This window comes from Acidovorax sp. DMC1 (assembly GCF_056314325.1).
Genome location: NZ_JBQUYO010000007.1, coordinates 138,139 through 157,325 on the forward strand (window position 1 = coordinate 138,139; position 19,187 = coordinate 157,325).

Sequence of the window (19,187 nt, forward strand, 5' to 3'; positions counted from 1 at the left end):
CTGGCGGTTTCATCGTGTGCGCGTGACAGATATTGCAATGGACCACAGAACTGATTTATGGAGCCCATCACCAACGCCACCGTGTACATCGTGGACGATGACGCCAGCGTGCGCGAGGCGCTGGCCTGGCTGCTGCGCTCGCGCAGGCTGCCGAGCGAGTCTTTTGATTCGGCCGAGGCCTTCGATGCCATGCTGCAAAAGCGGCCGCCCCAGCGCCAGCCCTGTTGCCTGCTGCTGGATGTGCGCATGCCTGGCATGAGCGGGCTGGCACTGTTTGACGTGCTGGCCGCGCGCGGTGACCTGGCCACCATGCCGGTGATCTTTCTCACCGGCCATGCGGACGTGCCTACCGCCGTGGACACCGTCAAGCGGGGGGCGTTCGATTTTTGCGAGAAACCGTTCTCCGACAACGCGCTGGTGGACCGCATCGAACAGGCGCTGGCCCAATCGTCCGAGCGGCTGGCTCAGGTGCGCGAGCGCAGTGACCTGCAGGTGCGGCTGAGCGAGTTGACCGAGCGGGAGCGCGATGTGATGGACCTAGTGGTCGCCGGTCTTCCCAACAAGCTCATCGCTGACCAGCTCGATATCAGCGTGCGCACGGTCGAGGTTCACCGCTCACGGGTGTTCGACAAGATGCAGGTCAAGTCCGCCGTGGAACTGGCGAACCTGCTGCGCGCGGGGCAGTGAGCCCGTCCCTTTGGCGAGGTTTCGTGCCGGGGTGATCAACCCCGTGGTCGCTCGCCCACAAAAATCTCGACCCGCCGGTTGCGCGCACGGCCTTCGGCAGTGTCGTTGGTGGCAATGGGGTAGCGCTCGCCCATGCCTTCGATCACGATGCGGCGGCCGTCCACGCCGCGTGCCGTGAGGTAGCTGCGGGTGCTCGCAGCGCGGTCCATCGACAGCGGGTTGTTGATGGCGTCGCTGCCCGTGCTGTCCGTGTGCCCCACGATGCGCACGTCGGTGTTGGGGTTGTTGCGTAGGCCGGCAGCAAACTGGTCCAGCACCGGCGCGAAGTTGGGCTGGATGTCCGAACGGCCCACAGCAAAAGAAATATCGCTGGGGATATTGAGCTTGAGCTGGTTGTCCGCCGTCTGCGTCACGGCGATGCCGGTGCCTTGTGTGGCTTGTTCCATTTCGCGCTTCTGGCGCTCCATGTTCTGAGACCAGATGTAGGTGCCCAGTGCCCCGACCCCGGCACCCACCACGGCGCCCGTCCCGGCACTGCCGCCAGTGGCCGAACCGATCACCGCACCCGCCAGGGCGCCGATGCCGGCGCCTGTGGCCGTGCGGCGTTGTGTGTCGTCCATGTTGGCGCATCCGGTGACCAGAACGATGGCGGCAGCCGCGCCGAGAAGTTGAATGTGTGTGCGCATGTGTGTGCTCCTTGAAGGTCGGTGGCACCGGGTGGGAGGGCTTCGCGCCCGCAGCCTTGTCGGGGTGTTGCCCTGTTCCGCGCATTGGCGCGGTGCCATCACCCGGCTCACGCCATCGTCGGGCCCGGGGTGCGCGTGCACCATCAGCCCGCTGGCCCATCGCTTGTAGGACGGAGTCGTCCCCGCTGGGGGCTCAGCGGCGGCTCAAGGCGATGGGGGAGGCTGCTTGTCGTCGTCCGAGGACTGCGGAGCCTGGAGTTCGCCCCCCTTGCGGCCCGAGAACATGGTCCACCACACGATGGCCACCAGGACCACCAGCGCCAGCAGCGCTTCAAGCAAAATCAGCCCCATGAAATTGACACTCCTGCGCGTTGCATTGACCGCGCTGATTGTAGGAACGCTGGCTGCCTGCTCCACGCCCCCTGCCCCCGCCCCCGCACGATCTGGGGGCACTCCCGCGCCGCTGCCGCCAAGTGCAGTGGTGCTGCCGGGGGACACCGGCCCCCTGCCACCGCCCATGGCGCAACCCAAAAGCCGATGGATTCCGGTGCGCTGGGCCGAACTGCCGGGCTTCACCGAAGATGCGCTGCACGAAGCCTGGAACGCGTGGATCAAGAGCTGCGAGCGGCCGCAGCCGCCTTTCACGGCGCTATGCAGCGAGGTGCGGCAACTCAGCATTGCCACGGCCGATGAGCAGCGCGCCTGGCTCATTGCGCGCCTGCAGCCCTACCGCGTCGAGGCCACCGATGGCAACCCCGATGGCCTGCTGACGGCCTATTACGAGCCCATGATGGATGCGGCCCGCCAGCCCGGCAACGGCTTCACGGTGCCGATCTACCGGGTGCCCGCCAGCCTTGGGACGCGCAAGCCCTGGTACACGCGCCAGCAGATCGATACGCTGCCCGAGGCCCAGGCCGCGCTGGCGGGCCGGGCCATTGCGTGGCTGCGTGATCCCATCGAGTCCATGGTGCTGCACATCCAGGGCTCGGGCCGTCTGCGCATCACCGAGCCCGATGGCTCGGTCTCGCTGGTGCGGGTGGCCTACGCAGGCACCAATGACCAGCCTTACCAGAGCGTAGGCCGCTGGCTGCTGGACCAGGGCCTGACGCGCGATGCGACCTGGCCCGGCATCCGCGCCTGGGTGGCTGCCAACCCTCAGCGCACCAATGAGCTGCTGTGGAGCAATCCTCGCTACGTGTTCTTCCGCGAAGAACCCCTGAACCCGCTGGACGCCGGTTTTGGCCCGCGTGGTGCGCAGGGCGTGCCTTTGACGCCGGGCCGATCGATTGCGGTGGACCGGCAGAGCATTCCCTACGGCACCCCTGTGTGGCTGGCCTCGTCCGGCCCGCAGGTGCAGCTCAACCGCCTGGTGCTGGCGCAGGACACGGGCAGCGCCATCCTCGGCGCAGTGCGTGCGGACTATTTCACCGGCTGGGGGCCCGAGGCGGGCGACATCGCAGGCCGGCTCAAGCAGAACCTGCGCCTGTGGGCGTTGTGGCCGCGTTGACTGCGAGGCGGTTTCGGCGCGGCGCCGCCGTTGCCATGGGAGCGTGCTGAGCGCGCCAGGTGATCCGGCGCGCAGGCCGCTCAGCGAGGGCGGCTCAGGTGCGTCAGCGGCAGCGCCCCGCTGGCCTTGACCTCGCCCAGTGAGAAGCTGGTGTGCATGTCTTTCACATTGGGCAGGTTCAGCAGCACGTCGCGCGCAAATTGCGAGAAGCTGTCCAGGTCGCGTGCCACCACCTGCAGCTCAAAGGTGCCGGTGCCGCTGATGTAGTGGCAGGACACAACCTCGGGGATCTGGCGGATGGCCTCCTCCATCTTGCGTGTGAGGTTGCCGGTGCTGCGGTCCGCATCCAGCCGCACAAAGGCCAGCACCCCGAGGCCGATCTTGTGCCTGTCGATCTCGGCGCGGTAGCCCTTGATGAAGCCCTGCTCCTCCAGCGCCCGCACGCGGCGCCAGCAGGGCGCGGCCGACAGGCCCACCCGCTGGGCCAGCTCGGCATTCGTCAGTCGGGCGTCAGCCTGCAGCTCGTTGAGGATGGCGATATCGAATTTGTCGAGAGTGTTCACAAAGCGGCTGAAAAGAGAAAGATTCTTTCTCAGAATAGCCTAAACACGGCACAGAACGCAAAGACATATCAGCGGCGCAGACATACACTTATCCGCAGATTAGTGCCGCAGCCCTAAACGGGCTGCATGGTGCTCCCCCAGCGTGCCCACAAGGCGCGGACCCCACAAAAGCCATTGGAGACATAGCCATGAACGCCCCCCTGCCCGAGTCCATCCGCAAAGCGCTAGAGACGGTCACTCTGGACGACAAATACACCCTGGGCGAAGGCCGCGCCTTCATGAGCGGTGTGCAAGCCCTGGTGCGCCTGCCCATGCTGCAGCGCCAGCGCGATGCGGCGGCGGGGCTCAACACGGCGGGCTTCATCAGCGGCTACCGGGGCTCGCCCCTGGGCACGTATGACCAGGCACTGTGGGCGGCCAAGAAGCACCTGGCAGCCAACAACATCGTCTTCCAGCCCGGTGTGAACGAAGAACTGGGCGCCACCGCGGTGTGGGGCACGCAGCAGCTCGATCTGTACCCGCAAAGCAAGAAGTTCGACGGCGTCTTCGGCATCTGGTACGGCAAGGGCCCGGGTGTGGATCGCTGCTCCGACGTGTTCAAGCATGCCAACATGGCCGGCACCGCCAAACACGGCGGCGTGATCGCCATTGCCGGCGACGACCACATCAGCAAGAGCAGCACGGCCGCGCACCAGAGCGACCACATCTTCAAGGCCTGCGGCACACCGGTGTTCTTCCCGAGCAGCGTGCAAGAAATTTTGGACATGGGCTTGCACGCGTTTGCCATGAGCCGCTTTTCGGGCGTGTGGTCGGGCATGAAGACCATCCAGGAGGTGGTGGAGTCGTCCAGCAGCATCAACATCGACCCCGATCGCGTGAAGATCATCCTGCCCGAGGACTTTGTGATGCCGCCCGGCGGCCTGCACATCCGCTGGCCCGACGCGCCGCTGGAGCAGGAAGCGCGCCTGATGGACTACAAGTGGTACGCGGCCCTGGCGTACATCCGCGCCAACAAGCTCAATTACAACGTCATCGAAGGCAAGCAAGACCGCTTCGGCATCATCGCCAGCGGCAAGGCCTACAACGACACCCGGCAGGCGCTGGTGGATCTGGGCCTCGATGACGACACTTGCCGCCAGCTGGGCATCCGCGTGCACAAGGTCAATGTGGTGTGGCCGCTCGAAGCCACCATCACCCGCGACTTTGCGCAAGGCCTGCAAGAGATTCTGGTGGTGGAAGAGAAACGCCAGGTCATCGAATACCAGCTCAAGGAAGAGCTGTACAACTGGCGCCCCGATGTGCGCCCCAACGTGCTGGGCAAATTCGACGAGCCCGAAGGCGACGCCACGGGCGGCGAATGGAGCATGCCCAACCCCAGCCAGAACTGGTTGCTGCGCGCCAAGGCCGACCTCACTCCTGCCATCATCGCCAAGGCCATTGCCAAGCGCCTGAAGAAGCTGGGCGTACCCTCTGACATCGTGGCCCGCATGGAAGCGCGCCTGGCCATCATCGAGGCCAGCGAGCGCGCGATGGCGGAGCTGAAGGTGGACACGGGCGAACGCGCCCCCTGGTTCTGCAGCGGCTGCCCCCACAACACCAGCACCCGCGTGCCCGAGGGCTCGCGCGCTGTGGCGGGCATTGGCTGCCACTACATGGTCAACTGGATGCCCGACCGCCGCACCAGCACCTTCACGCAGATGGGTGGCGAGGGCGTGACCTGGGTCGGTCAGCAGCCCTTTACCACCGACGCGCACATCTTTGCCAACCTGGGCGACGGCACCTACTTCCACAGCGGCCTGCTGGCCATCCGCCAGAGCATTGCGGCGGGGGTGAACATCACCTACAAGGTGCTCTACAACGATGCGGTGGCCATGACTGGCGGCCAGACCGTGGGTGAGCGGCCCGAGGGGCACAGCGTGCTGCAGATCATGAACAGCCTGAAGGCCGAAGGCGTGGCCAAGCTCGTGATCGTGACGGACGAGCCGCACAAGTACGACGGCGTTGCGCTGGCCGACGGCGTGACGGTGCACCACCGCGACGAGCTGGACACCATCCAGCGCCAGTTCCGCGAGATCAAGGGCTGCACGGCCATCATTTACGACCAGACCTGCGCGACGGAAAAGCGCCGCCGTCGCAAGCGCGGCAAGCTGGCCACGCCCGACAAGACCGTGGTGATCAACGAGTTGGTGTGCGAGGGCTGCGGCGACTGCTCGACCAAGTCGAACTGCCTGAGCGTGGAGCCGGTGGAGACGGAATTCGGCCGCAAGCGCCGCATCAACCAGAGCACCTGCAACAAGGACTACTCGTGCGTCAACGGCTTCTGCCCCAGCTTTGTAACGGTGGAAGGCGGCCAGCTGAAAAAGCCCAAGAAGGAAAAGAAGGGCGACCTGTCGGCGCTGCCGTCCATTCCTGAGCCTGTGCTGCCTGTGGCCGAAACCGCCTGGGGCATCGTGGTGGGGGGCGTGGGCGGCACGGGCGTGATCACCATCGGCTCGCTGCTGGGCATGGCCGCGCACCTGGACGGCAAGGGCGTGATCACGCAAGACGCCGGTGGTTTGGCCCAGAAGGGCGGCGCCACCTGGAGCCATATCCAGATCGCCAACCGGCCCGACGCCATCTACACCACCAAGGTCGATACCGCCAAGGCCGACCTGGTGATCGGCTGCGATTCCATCGTGGCTGCGCACAAGTACACCCTGGCCGTCATGCAGCCCGGCCGCACTTTTGTGGCGCTGAACACGCACGGCACGCCCACGGCGGCGTTTGTGAACAACCCCGACTGGCAGTTCCCCGGCGGCAACTGCGATGCGGCCATCAGCGCGGCCGTGGGCGCAGGCGGTGTGGGCAGCTTTGATGCCGAGCAGGTGGCCACCCAGTTGCTGGGCGACAGCATCTACACCAACCCGCTGATGCTGGGCTACGCCTGGCAAAAGGGCCGCGTGCCGCTCACCTACGCATCGCTGATGCGCGCCATGGAATTGAACGGCGTGCAGGTCGAGAACAACAAGGCCGCCTTTGAATGGGGCCGCCGCTGCGCGCACGACCTCGCGGCCGTGCAGGCGCTGTTCCAGGCCGCGCAAGTGATTCAGTTCGTCAAGAAGCCTTCGCTGGCCGAGATGGTGGCTAAGCGTGTGGAGTTCCTGACCGGTTACCAGAACGCGGCCTACGCCTCTGAGTACCAGGCCTTCGTCGAAAAGGTGAAGGCAGCGGAAGCGAAGCTGGGCACCAGCACGAAGTTGTCCGAGGCCGTGGCCCGCTACCTGTTCAAGCTCATGGCCTACAAGGACGAGTACGAAGTGGCGCGCCTGCACACCGACAAGGCCTTCACGGACAAGATCGCGAACATGTTCGAAGGCGATTACAAGCTGGTGCACCACCTGGCACCGCCCCTGACCGCCAAGAAGAACGACAAGGGCGAGCTGGTGAAGCAGCCGTTTGGCCCTTGGATGCGCAGCGCCTTCGGCCTGCTGGCCAAGATGAAAGGCCTGCGCGGCACGGCACTGGACATCTTCGGCAAGACCGAGGAGCGCCGCATGGAGCGTGCACTGATCGGCGAATACCGTGCCTGCGTCGACGAGCTGCTGGCCCGCCTGAACGCTGACAACCTGGCCTTGGCGGTGGAAATTGCCCGCATTCCCGAAGAGATCCGTGGTTACGGCCACGTGAAGGAACGGCACCTGAAGGCGGCGCGTCCCAAGTGGGACGGCCTGATGGCCCAGTGGCGCACGGGCGCCCCGGCCCAGCGTCAGGTCGCCTGATAGGTCCTTCTGCCGTCAGTGTCTCCCACAAAAGCCCGCCGCTGTGCGGGCTTTTGCTATTAATAGTGTAGCTATCGAGGCATGAATCCCTAGCGCATCACCCGGTTTTGGCCTGTATTTCCGCTGGCAGGCCCTTGTGGGGCCCGCAGGTGGCAAACACCCGCTGCGCGCTTGGGTCTTCCCCCTTGGGCGGCGCTCAAGGCGCCGCATACAATGCCCTGTTCTGCCCCCGCAGGCGCTTTGGCGTGTGGTGTGGGCGGGTTGTGTGAATTTTGACCATCCGTTGTGGAGTCCAGTCCGTGTTTATTTCTTCCGCTTTCGCCCAAACCGCACCTGCCGCAGCCGCTGGCGGCGGTGACATCATGTCCTCCCTGACCGGCATGCTGCCCCTGGTGCTCATGTTTGTGGTGCTGTACTTCGTCATGATCCGCCCCCAGATGAAGCGTCAGAAAGAACACCGCGCCATGATCGACGCCATCGCCAAGGGTGATGAAGTGGCGACCGCCGGCGGCATCGTCGGCAAGGTCACTCGCCTGTCCGAAGGTTTCCTGCACATCGAGATCGCCAGCGGCGTGGAAGTGCAAATGCAGCGCAGCGCTGTGGTGCAGGTGTTGCCCAAGGGCTCCGTCAAGTAATCCGTGAACATCCCCCTGAGGCGCTGCGCGCCCCGGCTGGGCCGGGCGCGGGGGCAGGGGGCGCTGGCGCGTAGGGCGTCAGCACAACCGAGGTGAGAGCGCGATCATGAACCGTTATCCGGTCTGGAAGTACGCGATCCTGGTGATCGTGCTGCTGGTAGGGGCCTTGTACACCCTGCCCAATTTCTTTGGCGAGGCGCCTGCCGTGCAGGTGTCGTCGGCCAAGGCCACCATCAAGGTGGACACCGCCGTGCAGCAGCGGGTGGAAGAAGCCCTCAAGGCCGCTGGCGTGACGCCCGACTTTGTGGCGCTGGAGGGCAACTCGGTGCGCGCGCGTTTCGACACGCCCGACACCCAGCTCAAGGCGAAGGACGCCATCCAGAAGGCGCTGGTGCCTGACGCCAACGATCCTTCCTACATCGTGGCCCTCAATCTGGTGTCGCGCTCGCCGTTGTGGCTCAAGGCCCTGCACGCCAATCCGATGTACCTGGGGCTGGACCTGCGCGGCGGCGTGCACTTCATGCTGCAGGTGGACATGCAGGCGGCGCTGACCAAGAAGGCCGAGTCCTATGCGGGTGACATCCGCACGGCACTGCGCGACAAGAACATCCGCCATGGCGGCATCAGCCGCGACGGCCAATCCATCGACATCAAGGTGCGCGATGAAGCCACGGCCACGGCCGCGCGCAACCTGATCGCCGACCAGTTCGCCGATCTGCAGGTCACTACCACGCCCGAAGGCACCGAATTCAAGCTGCGTGCATCGATCAAGCCCGAAGCCACGCGCCGGGTGCAGGAGCAGGCGCTCAAGCAGAACATGGTCACGCTGCACAATCGCATTAACGAGCTGGGCGTGGCCGAGCCCGTGATCCAGCAGCAGGGCCTAGACCGCATCGTGGTGCAGCTGCCCGGCGTGCAGGACACCGCCAAGGCCAAGGACATCCTGGGCCGCACGGCCACGCTGGAAGTGCGCATGGTGGACGAAGGCACCGAAGCCCGCTCGGCAGAGACAGGCCGTGGCCCCGTGCCCTTCGGCTCCGAGCGCTACCTGGAACGCAACGGCCAGCCCGTCATCGTCAAGAAGCAGGTCATCCTGACCGGCGAAAACCTGACCGATGCGCAGCCGGGCTTTGACGGCCAGACCCAAGAGCCCACCGTCAATCTGACGCTGGACGCCAAGGGCTCCCGCATCTTCAAGGACATCACGCGCGAAAACGTGGGCAAGCGCATGGCCATCGTGCTGTTCGAAAAGGGCAAGGGCGAGGTGGTTACGGCACCTGTGATCCGCTCCGAAATCGGTGGCGGCCGCGTGCAGATCTCGGGCCGCATGACCACGGCCGAGGCCAATGACACCGCCCTGCTGCTGCGCGCCGGCTCGCTGGCCGCGCCCATGGAAATCATCGAGGAATACACCATCGGCCCGAGCCTGGGCGCCGACAACATCGAGCGCGGCATCCACAGCGTGGTCTGGGGCATGGTGGCCATTGCGGTGTTCATGTGCATCTACTACGCACTGTTCGGCATTTTCTCCACCGTCTCGCTGGCGGTGAACGTGCTGCTGCTGCTGGCCATCTTGTCCATGCTGCAGGCCACGCTCACGCTGCCCGGCATTGCTGCCATGGCGCTGGCGCTGGGGGTGGCGATTGACTCCAACGTGCTGATCAACGAGCGCATCCGCGAAGAGCTGCGCGAGGGTGTGTCGCCCCAGGCGGCCATCCACGCGGGGTATGAGCGTGCCTGGGCCACCATCCTGGACTCGAACGTGACCACCTTGATCGCGGGCCTGGCGCTGCTGGCGTTTGGCTCCGGCCCGGTGCGTGGCTTTGCTGTGGTGCACTGCATCGGCATCCTGACCAGCATGTTCTCGGCCGTGTTCTTCTCGCGTGGCCTGGTGAACCTGTGGTACGGCCGCAAGAAGAAGCTCAAGAGCGTGGCCATCGGTCAGGTGTGGAAGCCTGAGTCCGATAGTGCTGTGGCCAAGACGAACTAAAGGAGGAAGACCATGGAATTCTTCCGTATCCGCAAAGACATCCCTTTCATGAAGCACGCGTTGGTCTTCAACGCGATCTCCTTCATCACTTTCGCTCTGGCGGTGTTCTTCCTGCTTACGCGTGGGCTGCACCTGTCGGTGGAGTTCACGGGCGGCACCGTGATGGAAGTGGCCTACAGCCAGCCGGCCGAACTGGCCAAGGTCCGCGACACCGTGGCCGCACTGGGCTACCCCGACGTGCAGGTGCAGAATTTCGGCACCTCGCGTGACGTGATGATCCGCCTGCCCGTGCAAAAGGGCGTGACGTCCGCACAGCAGAGCGAGCAGGTGCTGGGCGCCTTGAAGGCTGCAGACCCCGCAGTGACCTTGCGTCGCACCGAGTTTGTAGGCCCGCAGGTGGGCGAGGAACTGGTGCACGGCGGCCTGATGGCGCTGGCCATGGTGGTCGTGGGCATCGTGATCTACCTGGCCTTCCGCTTTGAGTGGAAATTCGGCGTCGCTGCAATCATTGCCAACCTGCACGACGTGGTGATCATCCTGGGCTTCTTTGCGTTCTTCCAGTGGGAGTTCTCGCTGTCGGTGCTCGCCGGCGTGCTCGCAGTGCTGGGTTACTCGGTGAACGAATCGGTCGTGATCTTCGACCGGATCCGCGAGGCCTTCCGCAAGTACCGCAAGATGACCACGCACGAGGTGATCGACCACGCCATCACCAGCACGATGAGCCGAACCATCATCACCCACGCCTCCACCGAGGCGATGGTGCTGTCGATGTTCTTCTTTGGCGGCCCGAGCTTGCACTACTTTGCATTGGCGCTGACCATCGGTATCCTGTTCGGTATCTATTCCTCGGTGTTCGTGGCGGCGGCTATTGCCATGTGGCTGGGCGTCAAGCGCGAAGACCTCGTCAAGCCCGCCAAAAAGGAGGGGGATCCCAATGATCCCCATGCCGGAGCTACCGTCTGACCCGCTAATATCTGTTCATGCACACCACGCCCCCTTCTGTTCCGCAACGCCGCCTGGCCCGCCAGGCGCGCCAGCGGTTTGTAGAGGGGATCTGTGGAGGGTTGGTGGATCTGGACAAGACCGTCCAGGACTTCCTCACCGCGTTGATGAACCAGACGGGTACAGCCCGCGAGATGCAGTCGCGCCGGGATGCGTGGCTGCAGTACCAGCAAAAACATTCCGCATGGACGGAGCGCGCCGGCAAGGCCTGGCAAGAGGCGCTGGCTCCCCACGTCAGCTCTACACGTGGCCAGCTGGCGGCTGGTGGTGGTGGGCTCAGTCAGTTCGAGCTGCTCAGCGACGATGTGGTCGAGAACAAGATCCTCGCCTCGCGCATGGCGTTGACGGTGAATGAGCAGGTCAGCCATCAGTTCGACACCTTGCGCCAGCGCACCCAGTCGCTGGAAGGGCAGGAGCTGGACAGTAGCGACATCCTGCGACCCGACACCGTATGCCTGTTGCTGGTGGAACAATGGGTGGAGGCAGGGCTACCCCGCACGGACCTGCAAACCGTGGTGGACCCCCTGCAGCGCGAGCTGGCCAACCTGCTTCAGAAGCACTACCAGGCGGTCAACGTGTTCTACGTAGAGCAGGGCATCACGCCGCAGGTCGATCTCAAATCCAAGGTGCGCCGCACGCAGGGGGGCACCGCCACGGGCAGTGGCGGGGGCGATTCGGGCTCCGGGGGCCTGGCTTCGCAGGCCCTGGCGCAGACCCGCCAGGCCATGATGGCCGCGCGCGGAGGAGTGCAGCAGCCTCCCGGCATGCCCGCTGGGGCTCGGCCGATGGGGCCACCGGGCACGCAGATGCCGCCCCCCGGACATGGCGGCTACCCCCGGCCACAACACGGAATGCCCACGGCCTTTGCCACGGGCATGACGCCGCTCGCCCGGGCACGCCAGCGTGCGCAGGGTGTGATGGGGCAGTTGCGACGGCTGCTCACGCAGCCCGCCACCGGCTTTGACATGGTGAATGCGCCGCCCGCTTCGGCCGCGCTGGCCCATGCACTCACGGCGCACCGCGTGCATGCGGACACCTACTACAGTGGCGTGGCCACGCTGATGGAAGACTACAGCCCTGCAGCCGTGGTCCAGTTGGTGGGCGCCGTGCGGGAGCGCTCCACCGAACTCAAGAAGAAAGCGACCACTTCGGGCGAAAAGGCCATCATCGAGGTGGTGGCGTTGATGTTCCAGAGCATCCTCGCAGAGGACCGGATACCGCCCGCCGTGCGGGTGTGGTTTGCCCGGCTGCAGGTGCCGGTGCTGCGTGTGGCCTTGGCTGAGCCCGAATTTTTCAGCAATCTCGACCATCCCGCCCGCAAGCTGATCGACCGCATGGGTGCCTGTGTACTCGGGTTTGACGCGACCAGCATCAATGGCAGCGCGTTGGAAGCCGAGATTCGCCGTGTGGTGCAGGTGATCGAGCAGTACCCCGAGACCGGACGCCGCGTCTTCCAGCTCGTCTATGACGAGTTCGAGAAATTCCTGGCCAAGTTCCTGACCGAAAAGCAGGTCACCTCGCGCCTGGTGAGCGTCGCCCAGCAGGTCGAGCAACGGGAAACGCTGGCGATCCAGTACACCATCGAGCTGCGCACCATGTTGCGCGACATGCCAGTGCGCGACGAGATCCGCGAGTTCCTGTTCAAGACCTGGGCCGAGGTGCTGGCGCTGTCGGCCGTGCGCGATGGCCCTCAACATGCCGACACGGTGGCCTTCAAGCGCACGGCAGCAGACCTCGTCTGGGCCGCCAGCGCCAAACCCAATCGCAGCGACCGGGCCCAGGTCATCCAGAACCTGCCCGCGCTGCTGCAGCGCCTGCGGCAGGGCCTGTCCCTGCTGGGGGTGAATGGCGAGGCGCAGGATGCGCAGGTCAAGGTGTTGACGGACACCCTGGCCGACGCCTTCCTGTCCAAGACCGCATCCATCCCGCAGGCCCACATCGACGCCATGGCCAAGCGCCTGGCCAACCTGGAAGATTTCATCAGTGACGCCACGCTGGGTGACATGCCGCTCAATGCGGACAACATCGAGATGATGCTGGGCATCGATGCCTCGTCCATCCACGTGATTGCCGACAACGGTGCTCCGGTGGACGATGCAATGGTGGCCTGGGCGCAGGACTTGCAGCCGGGCACCTGGTACACCCTGGACCACAACGGTGCATCGGCTCAGGTGCAATACGCTTGGCAAAGTCAGCGCAAGCAGTTGCATCTTTTTGCCGCCGTGGATGGCAGCAGCTACCTGATCCAGTTGCGCCGCCTGGCCGCGTACCTGCAGGCCGGTCTGCTGGTGGCGCAGGATGAGGAAGGCCTCACCTTGCGCGCCACGCGCGATGCCCTGGCTAAGCTGGATGCCAACCCGGAACGATTGCTGGACTGATGAGCCCTACAGGCAAGTGCTTGGAGCCTGCTGACGATCTCGCTGGGGATCGCGTGGGAGCGCAACCGGGACGTGCGCCGGCATCGTTTGCGCCGGTTTGGCTGCCGGTGATCCCGGGCCCGATCGGTTAGCCCCGGCCGACCCGCTGGAACAAGCCGCCAGGCAACCGTGCAATGCGACCGTCGAGCTCCAGTTCCAGCAGGGCCACCTGCAACGTCGATGCGTCCATGCCCGTGCGGGCGATCAGAGCATCCAGCCCCATGGGGTCATAGCCCAAGGCGGCCAGCACGGGGTCTTCTGTCTCATCCGATGCGGCTGCTCCCGGGGCGTTTACGCCTTCGTGGGCTAGACCGGGCACGGTGGTGGCGGGGATTTTGAGCTCTTCCAGCACGTCCTGGGCCGACTCCACCAGCTTGGCGCCTTGACGGATCAGCGCATGGCAGCCGCGCGACTGTGGTGCGTGGATGGAGCCTGGGATGGCAAACACTTCGCGACCCTGTTCGGCGGCCATGCGGGCAGTGATCAGGGAGCCCGATGCCAGGGCGGCTTCCACGACCAGCGTGCCCTGCGAGAGGCCCGAAATGATGCGGTTGCGTTTGGGGAAATTGCCAGGCAGCGGCGGCGTGCCCAGGGGGTATTCGCTGACGATCAGTCCGTGCGCGGCAATGCGATGGGCCAAGTCCAGGTTCTTTCGCGGATACACGCGGTCAAGCCCGGTGCCCACCACGGCGATGGTGGCCGCCATGGTGCCAGCGCTGGTCGCCGCTTCCAGTGCCCCTTCATGCGCCGCTGCGTCCACACCCAGCGCCAGCCCCGACACGATGGTCAAGCCAGCGCCACACAACGCGCGGGCAAAAAGGCGGGCGTTTTCTGCGCCTTGGGCCGTGGGGTTGCGGCTGCCAACCATGGCGAGGCAGCGGTCACTGGGAAAGGGCTGGTGCTCCAGCAGCGACGCCGGGCCCATGAGGTACAGCAGCAGCGGCGGGTCTTCCGTGTCCAGCAGGGCCTGGGGATAGCGCAGGTCGCCCAGGCTCACGATGGCGCGTGCCGGACCTTGTGGCGCAGCGTTGGCAAGCCATTGGGCGGTGGTTTGCCACAGGGCTTCCCAACCCTGCGGAATCTCGCGCAACGCCTTGGCCTGCGCGGCGGGCACGCAGAGTTGCAGCGCAGCTTCAGTCTGCTGAAAGATGGCTTGGGGCAAGCCAAAGCGTGCCAAGAGGCGCCGTGCAGCACCGTTGCCGATGCCCGGTGTCAAGGTCAGCCGCAGCCAGGCGCCGAGCTCGTCGTGGTCCATGGATGCCAGTACGGCGCGGCAACGTGACTACCGCAGCGCAGGAACCCCGCGCGGCGATACGTGCTGCCGGCCCTCCGCGTTACTTGGGGTTGACCAAGCGGTCGCCGACGCGCACGCCGTTGCGGATTTCCAGCAGCAGCACATAGGACACGCGCTCGAAGGTGCGGAACACCATGGCGGTGCCGTTGACTTCACTGGGCAGCTTGACCATCGCCTTGTTGCTGTCGGTCATGTCCTTGATGCGGTCGCCCTTGGTGAGTAGGCTGAGCACATGGCCGGGCTCCAGTCCGTCCTGCGAACCCATGTTGATGGCCACCACCTGATTCTGGGCCGCGTAGGCCACCGCCGAGCTGCCATAAATGGATACCACACGGGCATCCACCTCCACCCCGGGGGCGCGGGGGGTGTAGCTCAGGAACGGGCGGGCGGGTGCGGGCAGCAGGCGGTCGCCCGCGCGGACTTCCTCCTTGGTGGCCGACAGATCCACGGTGGCGGGGATGTATTCCGCTGTGTATCCACCCTTGCCGTTTGGAATTTCTTCGAACGACTCGCCACGCACCAGTTCCGCTTTGCCCAGGTACTGGGCTTCGTATCCCAGCACTTCGGCCGTGACGGGGTCCTTGAGCGCCACGGCATTGCGGAACACGCGGTAGTACCGGGGTTCGCCCGCCTCTGCCAGCATGGGCGACGCGGCGTCTCCGCGCACATAAACACGGTCACCCGCTGCCATCAGCACGCGCTCTTCCGTGGTTGCGATCACGCGTGGGGCGCTCAGCAGCACTTGTTCGTCCACCACGAGCGGCTCGACCAGGAACGGCTCGATGAGGTGCTGCTTGAGTGTGGGCAGCGCGGAATCGGCCAGACTGTCGCTGCGCGTACGGGGCGAGATGCGCACGGTTTCGGGTTCGTTCGAGCGGCTGGTGCTCAGGCGGGCGTAGCCGCCTTCCTTGATGAGGTACAGCGTCTGGCCCGGGAAGATCAGGTGCGGGTTGGGGATGGCCTTGAGGTTCATGCCCCAGAGCTCGGGCCAACGCCAGGGGCGCTTGAGGTACATGCCCGATATGCCCCACAGCGTGTCGCCCCGCTTGACGGTGTAGGTGTCGGGGGCGTTGGGGGCAAGCTCTTCCAGGGGAACTCCCCGCTCGGACACTTGCTGGGCCGTGGCGCGCTGGCCGCTGGAGATGGGGTAGTTTTGCGCCTGGGCCGGCATGACCAGCAGGGCGCCAGCAATGATGGTGAGCGCGCCCAGGGCGGTCCGCCGCACGCTGGTGAATGCCGTCATGTTGTTCCTTTTCTCATGCATTGGGAAACGCCCCCTCGCTGGCACCTCGGCGCACAAAGCAGGCGTGCGGCCGGGCAAATACGTTACAAAGCTTCTTAGATTCTCTGCTCAAGCCCTTGATTCGGCAACGATTATTGGCTCGCAGGGCGGCAGTAGGCCGCAAAAGTGGCGAAAATAGCGACATCTCTTACCTGCAGCCATGGCAATCCTTCCCATTCTCTGTTACCCGGACCCCCGGCTTCACAAGGTCGCCCGCCCCGTCCAGGCGGTGGACGACCGCATCCGCACGCTGGTGGCCGACATGCTGGCCACGATGTACGACGCGCACGGTATTGGCCTGGCGGCCACCCAGGTGGACGTGCATGAGCGGCTGGTGGTCATCGATGTGTCGGAGGAGCGCGATCAGCCCCTGGTGCTGATCAACCCCGAGCTGGTCTGGACCAGCGCCGAAAAGCACCTGAACGAAGAAGGCTGCCTGTCGGTGCCTGGCATTTATGACGGGGTGGAGCGGTTTGATGCCGTGCATGTGCGGGCGCTGGACGCCCAGGGCCAGTCCCGTGTGATCGAGGCCGATGGACTGCTGGCGGTCTGTATTCAGCACGAGATGGACCACCTCATGGGCAAGGTGTTTGTGGAATACCTCTCCCCCCTCAAGCGCAACCGCATCAAAACCAAGATGGTCAAGCAGCAGCGGGAGGCGCGCGGGTGATGCGTGCAGCGCTCTGCGTCCGCCGGGGCGTCAGAGTGCTGGCGCTGGCTGCGCTGGTTGGTCAGTTGGTGGCCTGCGCATTACCGGCCCGTGAACAGCCGGGCGCATTGCGGGCCGAAGTGGTCGCCCGCTTGGGCCCGCCCACGGCCACGATTGCGCTGCCCTCTGGCGAGCGCTTGCTGTATTCGGAACTTCCCGCCGGGTTTGCTGCCTACAACCTCGACTTTGACGCCAGCGGCCGGCTGGTGCGCAACGAGCAGGTGCTCACGCAGCAGCGATTCGAGAACCTGCCCGTGGGCACCTGGACCCGTGCCGACTTGCAAAACACCTTCGGAATGCCCTTGCGTGTCGAGCAGGTGGCGCGCTTTGATGGTGATATCTGGACCTACCGCTTCCGGCAGAACTCGGACCTGCGACAGGCCCATGTGCACCTGGATCGCCAAGGGGTGGTGCGCCAGGTGTTGTTCACCGATGAACTGCCGAATTTTGACAACGCGCGCGATTGACTGGATGGGTGGTCCCGCTGGGCCACTGAGTCCCGCGCTCACCTGAGCCGCTATCTGCTTTCATGAGAGTCATTTTTGCTGGTACCCCCGAATTCGCCCGTGTGGCCCTGGAGCGGCTGTTGTCTGCAGGCTTCACCGTTCCACTGGTCCTGACGCAACCGGATCGCCCTGCAGGCCGTGGCATGAAGCTGCAGGCGTCGCCCGTCAAACAATGCGCGCTGGAGCATGGCATTGCCGTCGCCCAGCCCCGCAGCCTGCGCCTGGATGGCAAGTACCCCGACGATGCCGCCGCTGCGCGCGAAGCCCTGCTGGCCGCGCAGGCCGATGTGATGGTCGTGGCCGCCTACGGACTGATCCTGCCGCAGTGGACCCTGGATCTGCCCCGTCTGGGCTGCCTGAACATCCACGCGAGCCTGCTGCCGCGCTGGCGTGGCGCCGCCCCCATCCACCGCGCCATCGAGGCAGGCGATGCGGAAACAGGCGTCACCATCATGCAGATGGACGCCGGGCTGGACACGGGCGACATGCTGCTCACCGAGCGCCTGCCCATCGCCCCGGGCGACACCACGGCCACCTTGCACGACCGCCTGGCCACGCTGGGCGGACGCATAATCGTCGAGGCCCTGGAGCTGGCCGCCTGTGGGGGCCTCACTGCCGTGCCGCAACCGGCGGACGGCATCACCTATGCCCACAAGATCGAAAAGGCCGAGAGCACCATCGACTGGACACTGCCCGCCGCAGTCATTGGCCAGCGCATTCGCGCGTTCGATCCCTTCCCCGGGGCCAGTACCGAATGCAAGGGCGAGACGATTAAAATCTGGAGCTATGCAATTGATAGCATTCAAGGCATATCCGACCAGCGCCCCGGGCAGATTTTGGCTGCAGATGGCGCCGGAGTGACTGTCGCATGCGGTGGCGGCACGGCCTTGCGCCTGACCACCTTGCAGCGAGCGGGTGGCAAGCGGCTGGCGGCCGCTGATTTCTTGCGCGGTTTTGACCTGCAGCCAGGCATGGTGCTGGGCGCCAACCCTGCATGAGCGTGTCTGCTGCCCTGGGCTGGACACTGCGCCACCCCTCCTTCCGCATGGCAGCCATCGACATGGCGGGCACGTCGCTGGGCATCGCCGCCTGGGGGTTGGTCACCGGGGTGGCCATGGTCAAGAGTGGCATGTCGGTCGGCATGGCGGTGTTCATGTCGGTGCTGGTGTACGCCGGCAGTGCTCAGCTTGCCGTGATTCCGCTGCTCTCCGTGGGCGCGCCGCTGTGGGTGGTATGGCTCACGGCCGCTTGCGTCAACCTGCGGTTTGTGATCTTCAGCAGCATGTGGCGCAGCTACTTTGCGCACCTGCCGCTGCGCCAGCGCCTGGCCGTGGGGTATTTCAGCGGGGATGTGATCTACGTGGCGTTCATGAAGCGCTTCCCGGAACCCCGACCGGCGCCGGAGCAGGTGCCGTACTTCTGGGGCGCTGCCTCCACCAACTGGCTGGCATGGCAGGTGCCGTCCATCGCCGGCATCCTGCTGGCCAACGCCGTGCCCCTGTCCTGGGGACTGGGTTTTGCGGGGGTGCTGGCATTGCTGGGCGTGTTGTTGTCCCTGCTGTTCGACCGGGCCACCTGGCTCGCCACGGGCGTTGCGGCCACTGCCGCGATTGCCGCGTTTGCCTTGCCGCTCAAGCTCAACATCCTGGTGGCGCTGGCTGCCGCCGTGGCGGCGGGACTGCTGATGGAGGCGGTGGACCGCCGCCGTCGCCAGCCTGAGCTGCTGCTGGTGCCTGCCGACAGCGTCATGCCGCCGGAAGAGCGCGAGCATGTCGAGGCGGGCGACGTGGTGCCGCTGCGCGAGGAGCGCCATCCATGAGCTGGTCCTGGATCTATCCCGTGCTGGCCACTGTGGGTCTGGCAGTGATCACGGTGGTGTCGCGCTCTTTCTTCATGATCCCTGAGCGTGAGCTGCCCCTGCCCGACTGGCTCAAGCGGGGCCTCAAATATGCCCCGCTGGCCGCGCTCACCGCCGTCATCGCGCCCGAGATCCTCATGGTGCAGGGTGAGTTGATCGACACCTTCATGGACGCCCGCCTGCCAGCCGTGCTGTTCGCCAGCGCGTATTACTTCTGGCGCCGGGGCATTCTGGGCACCATTTTGGTGGGTATGGCGGTATACCTGCCACTGCACATCGGCTGGGGCTGGTAG

General features: G+C 65.4%; 17 protein-coding genes. 12 read left to right on the forward strand and 5 right to left on the reverse strand.

The window, feature by feature from the left end:
- Positions 1–57: 57 nt before the first annotated feature.
- Positions 58–687 carry a response regulator transcription factor gene (locus tag ACT531_RS15480; protein WP_110960800.1) on the forward strand — a complete coding sequence of 210 codons (630 nt, stop codon included), beginning with the start codon at positions 58–60 and terminating at the stop codon, positions 685–687.
- A gap of 35 nt (positions 688–722) precedes the next feature.
- Here the strand turns inward: ACT531_RS15480 and ACT531_RS15485 are convergent, their stop codons facing one another.
- Both ACT531_RS15485 and ACT531_RS15490 read right to left on the reverse strand, forming a co-directional pair.
- Complete coding sequence (locus ACT531_RS15485) at positions 723–1,373, reverse strand: YiaD family glycine zipper/OmpA-like lipoprotein (RefSeq protein ID WP_015016248.1); 651 nt, start codon at positions 1,371–1,373, stop codon at positions 723–725.
- A 204-nt stretch (positions 1,374–1,577) separates the two neighbouring features.
- Positions 1,578–1,724 (reverse strand): hypothetical protein, encoded by a 147-nt coding sequence (locus tag ACT531_RS15490; protein WP_172727543.1) that lies wholly within the window; start codon positions 1,722–1,724, stop codon positions 1,578–1,580.
- Between ACT531_RS15490 and mltA the strand changes: the two genes are divergently transcribed.
- The gene (mltA, locus tag ACT531_RS15495) at positions 1,657–2,880 is read left to right on the forward strand and encodes a murein transglycosylase A (RefSeq protein WP_476017979.1); all 1,224 of its coding nucleotides are present in this window, start codon (positions 1,657–1,659) and stop codon (positions 2,878–2,880) included. The two genes, ACT531_RS15490 and mltA, sit on opposite strands and share 68 nt — an antisense overlap.
- A gap of 80 nt (positions 2,881–2,960) precedes the next feature.
- Here the strand turns inward: mltA and ACT531_RS15500 are convergent, their stop codons facing one another.
- Positions 2,961–3,443, reverse strand: coding sequence for an Lrp/AsnC family transcriptional regulator (locus tag ACT531_RS15500; RefSeq protein WP_015016245.1), 483 nt, complete (start codon positions 3,441–3,443; stop codon positions 2,961–2,963).
- 188 nt (positions 3,444–3,631) lie between these two features.
- On the opposite strand from ACT531_RS15500, the gene ACT531_RS15505 reads away from it, so the two are divergent.
- From ACT531_RS15505 to ACT531_RS15525, 5 genes are all read left to right on the forward strand, one after another.
- Positions 3,632–7,201: an indolepyruvate ferredoxin oxidoreductase family protein gene (locus tag ACT531_RS15505; protein WP_476017980.1), complete on the forward strand. Its 3,570-nt coding sequence runs from the start codon at positions 3,632–3,634 to the stop codon at positions 7,199–7,201.
- 299 nt (positions 7,202–7,500) lie between these two features.
- Positions 7,501–7,836 carry a preprotein translocase subunit YajC gene (gene yajC / locus ACT531_RS15510; RefSeq protein WP_015016243.1) on the forward strand — a complete coding sequence of 112 codons (336 nt, stop codon included), beginning with the start codon at positions 7,501–7,503 and terminating at the stop codon, positions 7,834–7,836.
- Between the two features lie 106 nt (positions 7,837–7,942).
- Positions 7,943–9,826 carry a protein translocase subunit SecD gene (gene secD, locus ACT531_RS15515; protein WP_099731794.1) on the forward strand — a complete coding sequence of 628 codons (1,884 nt, stop codon included), beginning with the start codon at positions 7,943–7,945 and terminating at the stop codon, positions 9,824–9,826.
- Positions 9,827–9,838: 12 nt separating this feature from the next.
- Positions 9,839–10,789: a protein translocase subunit SecF gene (gene secF / locus ACT531_RS15520; protein ID WP_056742880.1), complete on the forward strand. Its 951-nt coding sequence runs from the start codon at positions 9,839–9,841 to the stop codon at positions 10,787–10,789.
- A 17-nt stretch (positions 10,790–10,806) separates the two neighbouring features.
- The gene (locus ACT531_RS15525; protein WP_476017981.1) at positions 10,807–13,206 is read left to right on the forward strand and encodes a DUF1631 domain-containing protein; all 2,400 of its coding nucleotides are present in this window, start codon (positions 10,807–10,809) and stop codon (positions 13,204–13,206) included.
- Between the two features lie 127 nt (positions 13,207–13,333).
- Here the strand turns inward: ACT531_RS15525 and dprA are convergent, their stop codons facing one another.
- Both dprA and ACT531_RS15535 read right to left on the reverse strand, forming a co-directional pair.
- Complete coding sequence (gene dprA / locus ACT531_RS15530; RefSeq protein WP_476017982.1) at positions 13,334–14,500, reverse strand: DNA-processing protein DprA; 1,167 nt, start codon at positions 14,498–14,500, stop codon at positions 13,334–13,336.
- A 79-nt stretch (positions 14,501–14,579) separates the two neighbouring features.
- Positions 14,580–15,782 carry a LysM peptidoglycan-binding domain-containing protein gene (locus ACT531_RS15535; protein WP_476017983.1) on the reverse strand — a complete coding sequence of 401 codons (1,203 nt, stop codon included), beginning with the start codon at positions 15,780–15,782 and terminating at the stop codon, positions 14,580–14,582.
- A gap of 199 nt (positions 15,783–15,981) precedes the next feature.
- Here ACT531_RS15535 and def point away from each other — a divergent pair, with 199 nt between their 5' ends.
- From def to ACT531_RS15560, 5 genes are all read left to right on the forward strand, one after another.
- Positions 15,982–16,491: a peptide deformylase gene (gene def, locus ACT531_RS15540; RefSeq protein ID WP_056067873.1), complete on the forward strand. Its 510-nt coding sequence runs from the start codon at positions 15,982–15,984 to the stop codon at positions 16,489–16,491.
- Positions 16,491–16,997 carry a hypothetical protein gene (locus ACT531_RS15545; protein ID WP_476017984.1) on the forward strand — a complete coding sequence of 169 codons (507 nt, stop codon included), beginning with the start codon at positions 16,491–16,493 and terminating at the stop codon, positions 16,995–16,997. Before def ends, ACT531_RS15545 begins: the two co-directional genes overlap by 1 nt.
- 62 nt (positions 16,998–17,059) lie before the next feature.
- Positions 17,060–18,034 (forward strand): methionyl-tRNA formyltransferase, encoded by a 975-nt coding sequence (fmt, locus tag ACT531_RS15550; protein ID WP_476017985.1) that lies wholly within the window; start codon positions 17,060–17,062, stop codon positions 18,032–18,034.
- A 47-nt stretch (positions 18,035–18,081) separates the two neighbouring features.
- Positions 18,082–18,855, forward strand: coding sequence for an AzlC family ABC transporter permease (locus ACT531_RS15555; protein WP_476018073.1), 774 nt, complete (start codon positions 18,082–18,084; stop codon positions 18,853–18,855).
- Positions 18,852–19,187: an AzlD domain-containing protein gene (locus tag ACT531_RS15560; RefSeq protein WP_015016233.1), complete on the forward strand. Its 336-nt coding sequence runs from the start codon at positions 18,852–18,854 to the stop codon at positions 19,185–19,187. The genes ACT531_RS15555 and ACT531_RS15560 overlap by 4 nt, the downstream gene beginning before the upstream one ends.

What these genes read in the sequence shown, in the direction of transcription:
- ACT531_RS15480 (WP_110960800.1), top strand. Translation starts at nt 58, where the DNA reads ATGGAGCCCATCACCAACGCCACCGTGTACATCGTGGACGATGACGCC.
- ACT531_RS15485 (WP_015016248.1), bottom strand. Translation starts at nt 1,373, where the DNA reads ATGCGCACACACATTCAACTTCTCGGCGCGGCTGCCGCCATCGTTCTG.
- mltA (WP_476017979.1), top strand. Translation starts at nt 1,657, where the DNA reads ATGGTCCACCACACGATGGCCACCAGGACCACCAGCGCCAGCAGCGCT.
- ACT531_RS15490 (WP_172727543.1), bottom strand. Translation starts at nt 1,724, where the DNA reads ATGGGGCTGATTTTGCTTGAAGCGCTGCTGGCGCTGGTGGTCCTGGTG.
- ACT531_RS15505 (WP_476017980.1), top strand. Translation starts at nt 3,632, where the DNA reads ATGAACGCCCCCCTGCCCGAGTCCATCCGCAAAGCGCTAGAGACGGTC.
- secD (WP_099731794.1), top strand. Translation starts at nt 7,943, where the DNA reads ATGAACCGTTATCCGGTCTGGAAGTACGCGATCCTGGTGATCGTGCTG.
- secF (WP_056742880.1), top strand. Translation starts at nt 9,839, where the DNA reads ATGGAATTCTTCCGTATCCGCAAAGACATCCCTTTCATGAAGCACGCG.
- ACT531_RS15525 (WP_476017981.1), top strand. Translation starts at nt 10,807, where the DNA reads ATGCACACCACGCCCCCTTCTGTTCCGCAACGCCGCCTGGCCCGCCAG.
- dprA (WP_476017982.1), bottom strand. Translation starts at nt 14,500, where the DNA reads ATGGACCACGACGAGCTCGGCGCCTGGCTGCGGCTGACCTTGACACCG.
- ACT531_RS15535 (WP_476017983.1), bottom strand. Translation starts at nt 15,782, where the DNA reads ATGACGGCATTCACCAGCGTGCGGCGGACCGCCCTGGGCGCGCTCACC.
- def (WP_056067873.1), top strand. Translation starts at nt 15,982, where the DNA reads ATGGCAATCCTTCCCATTCTCTGTTACCCGGACCCCCGGCTTCACAAG.
- ACT531_RS15545 (WP_476017984.1), top strand. Translation starts at nt 16,491, where the DNA reads ATGCGTGCAGCGCTCTGCGTCCGCCGGGGCGTCAGAGTGCTGGCGCTG.
- fmt (WP_476017985.1), top strand. Translation starts at nt 17,060, where the DNA reads ATGAGAGTCATTTTTGCTGGTACCCCCGAATTCGCCCGTGTGGCCCTG.
- ACT531_RS15555 (WP_476018073.1), top strand. Translation starts at nt 18,082, where the DNA reads ATGGCAGCCATCGACATGGCGGGCACGTCGCTGGGCATCGCCGCCTGG.
- ACT531_RS15560 (WP_015016233.1), top strand. Translation starts at nt 18,852, where the DNA reads ATGAGCTGGTCCTGGATCTATCCCGTGCTGGCCACTGTGGGTCTGGCA.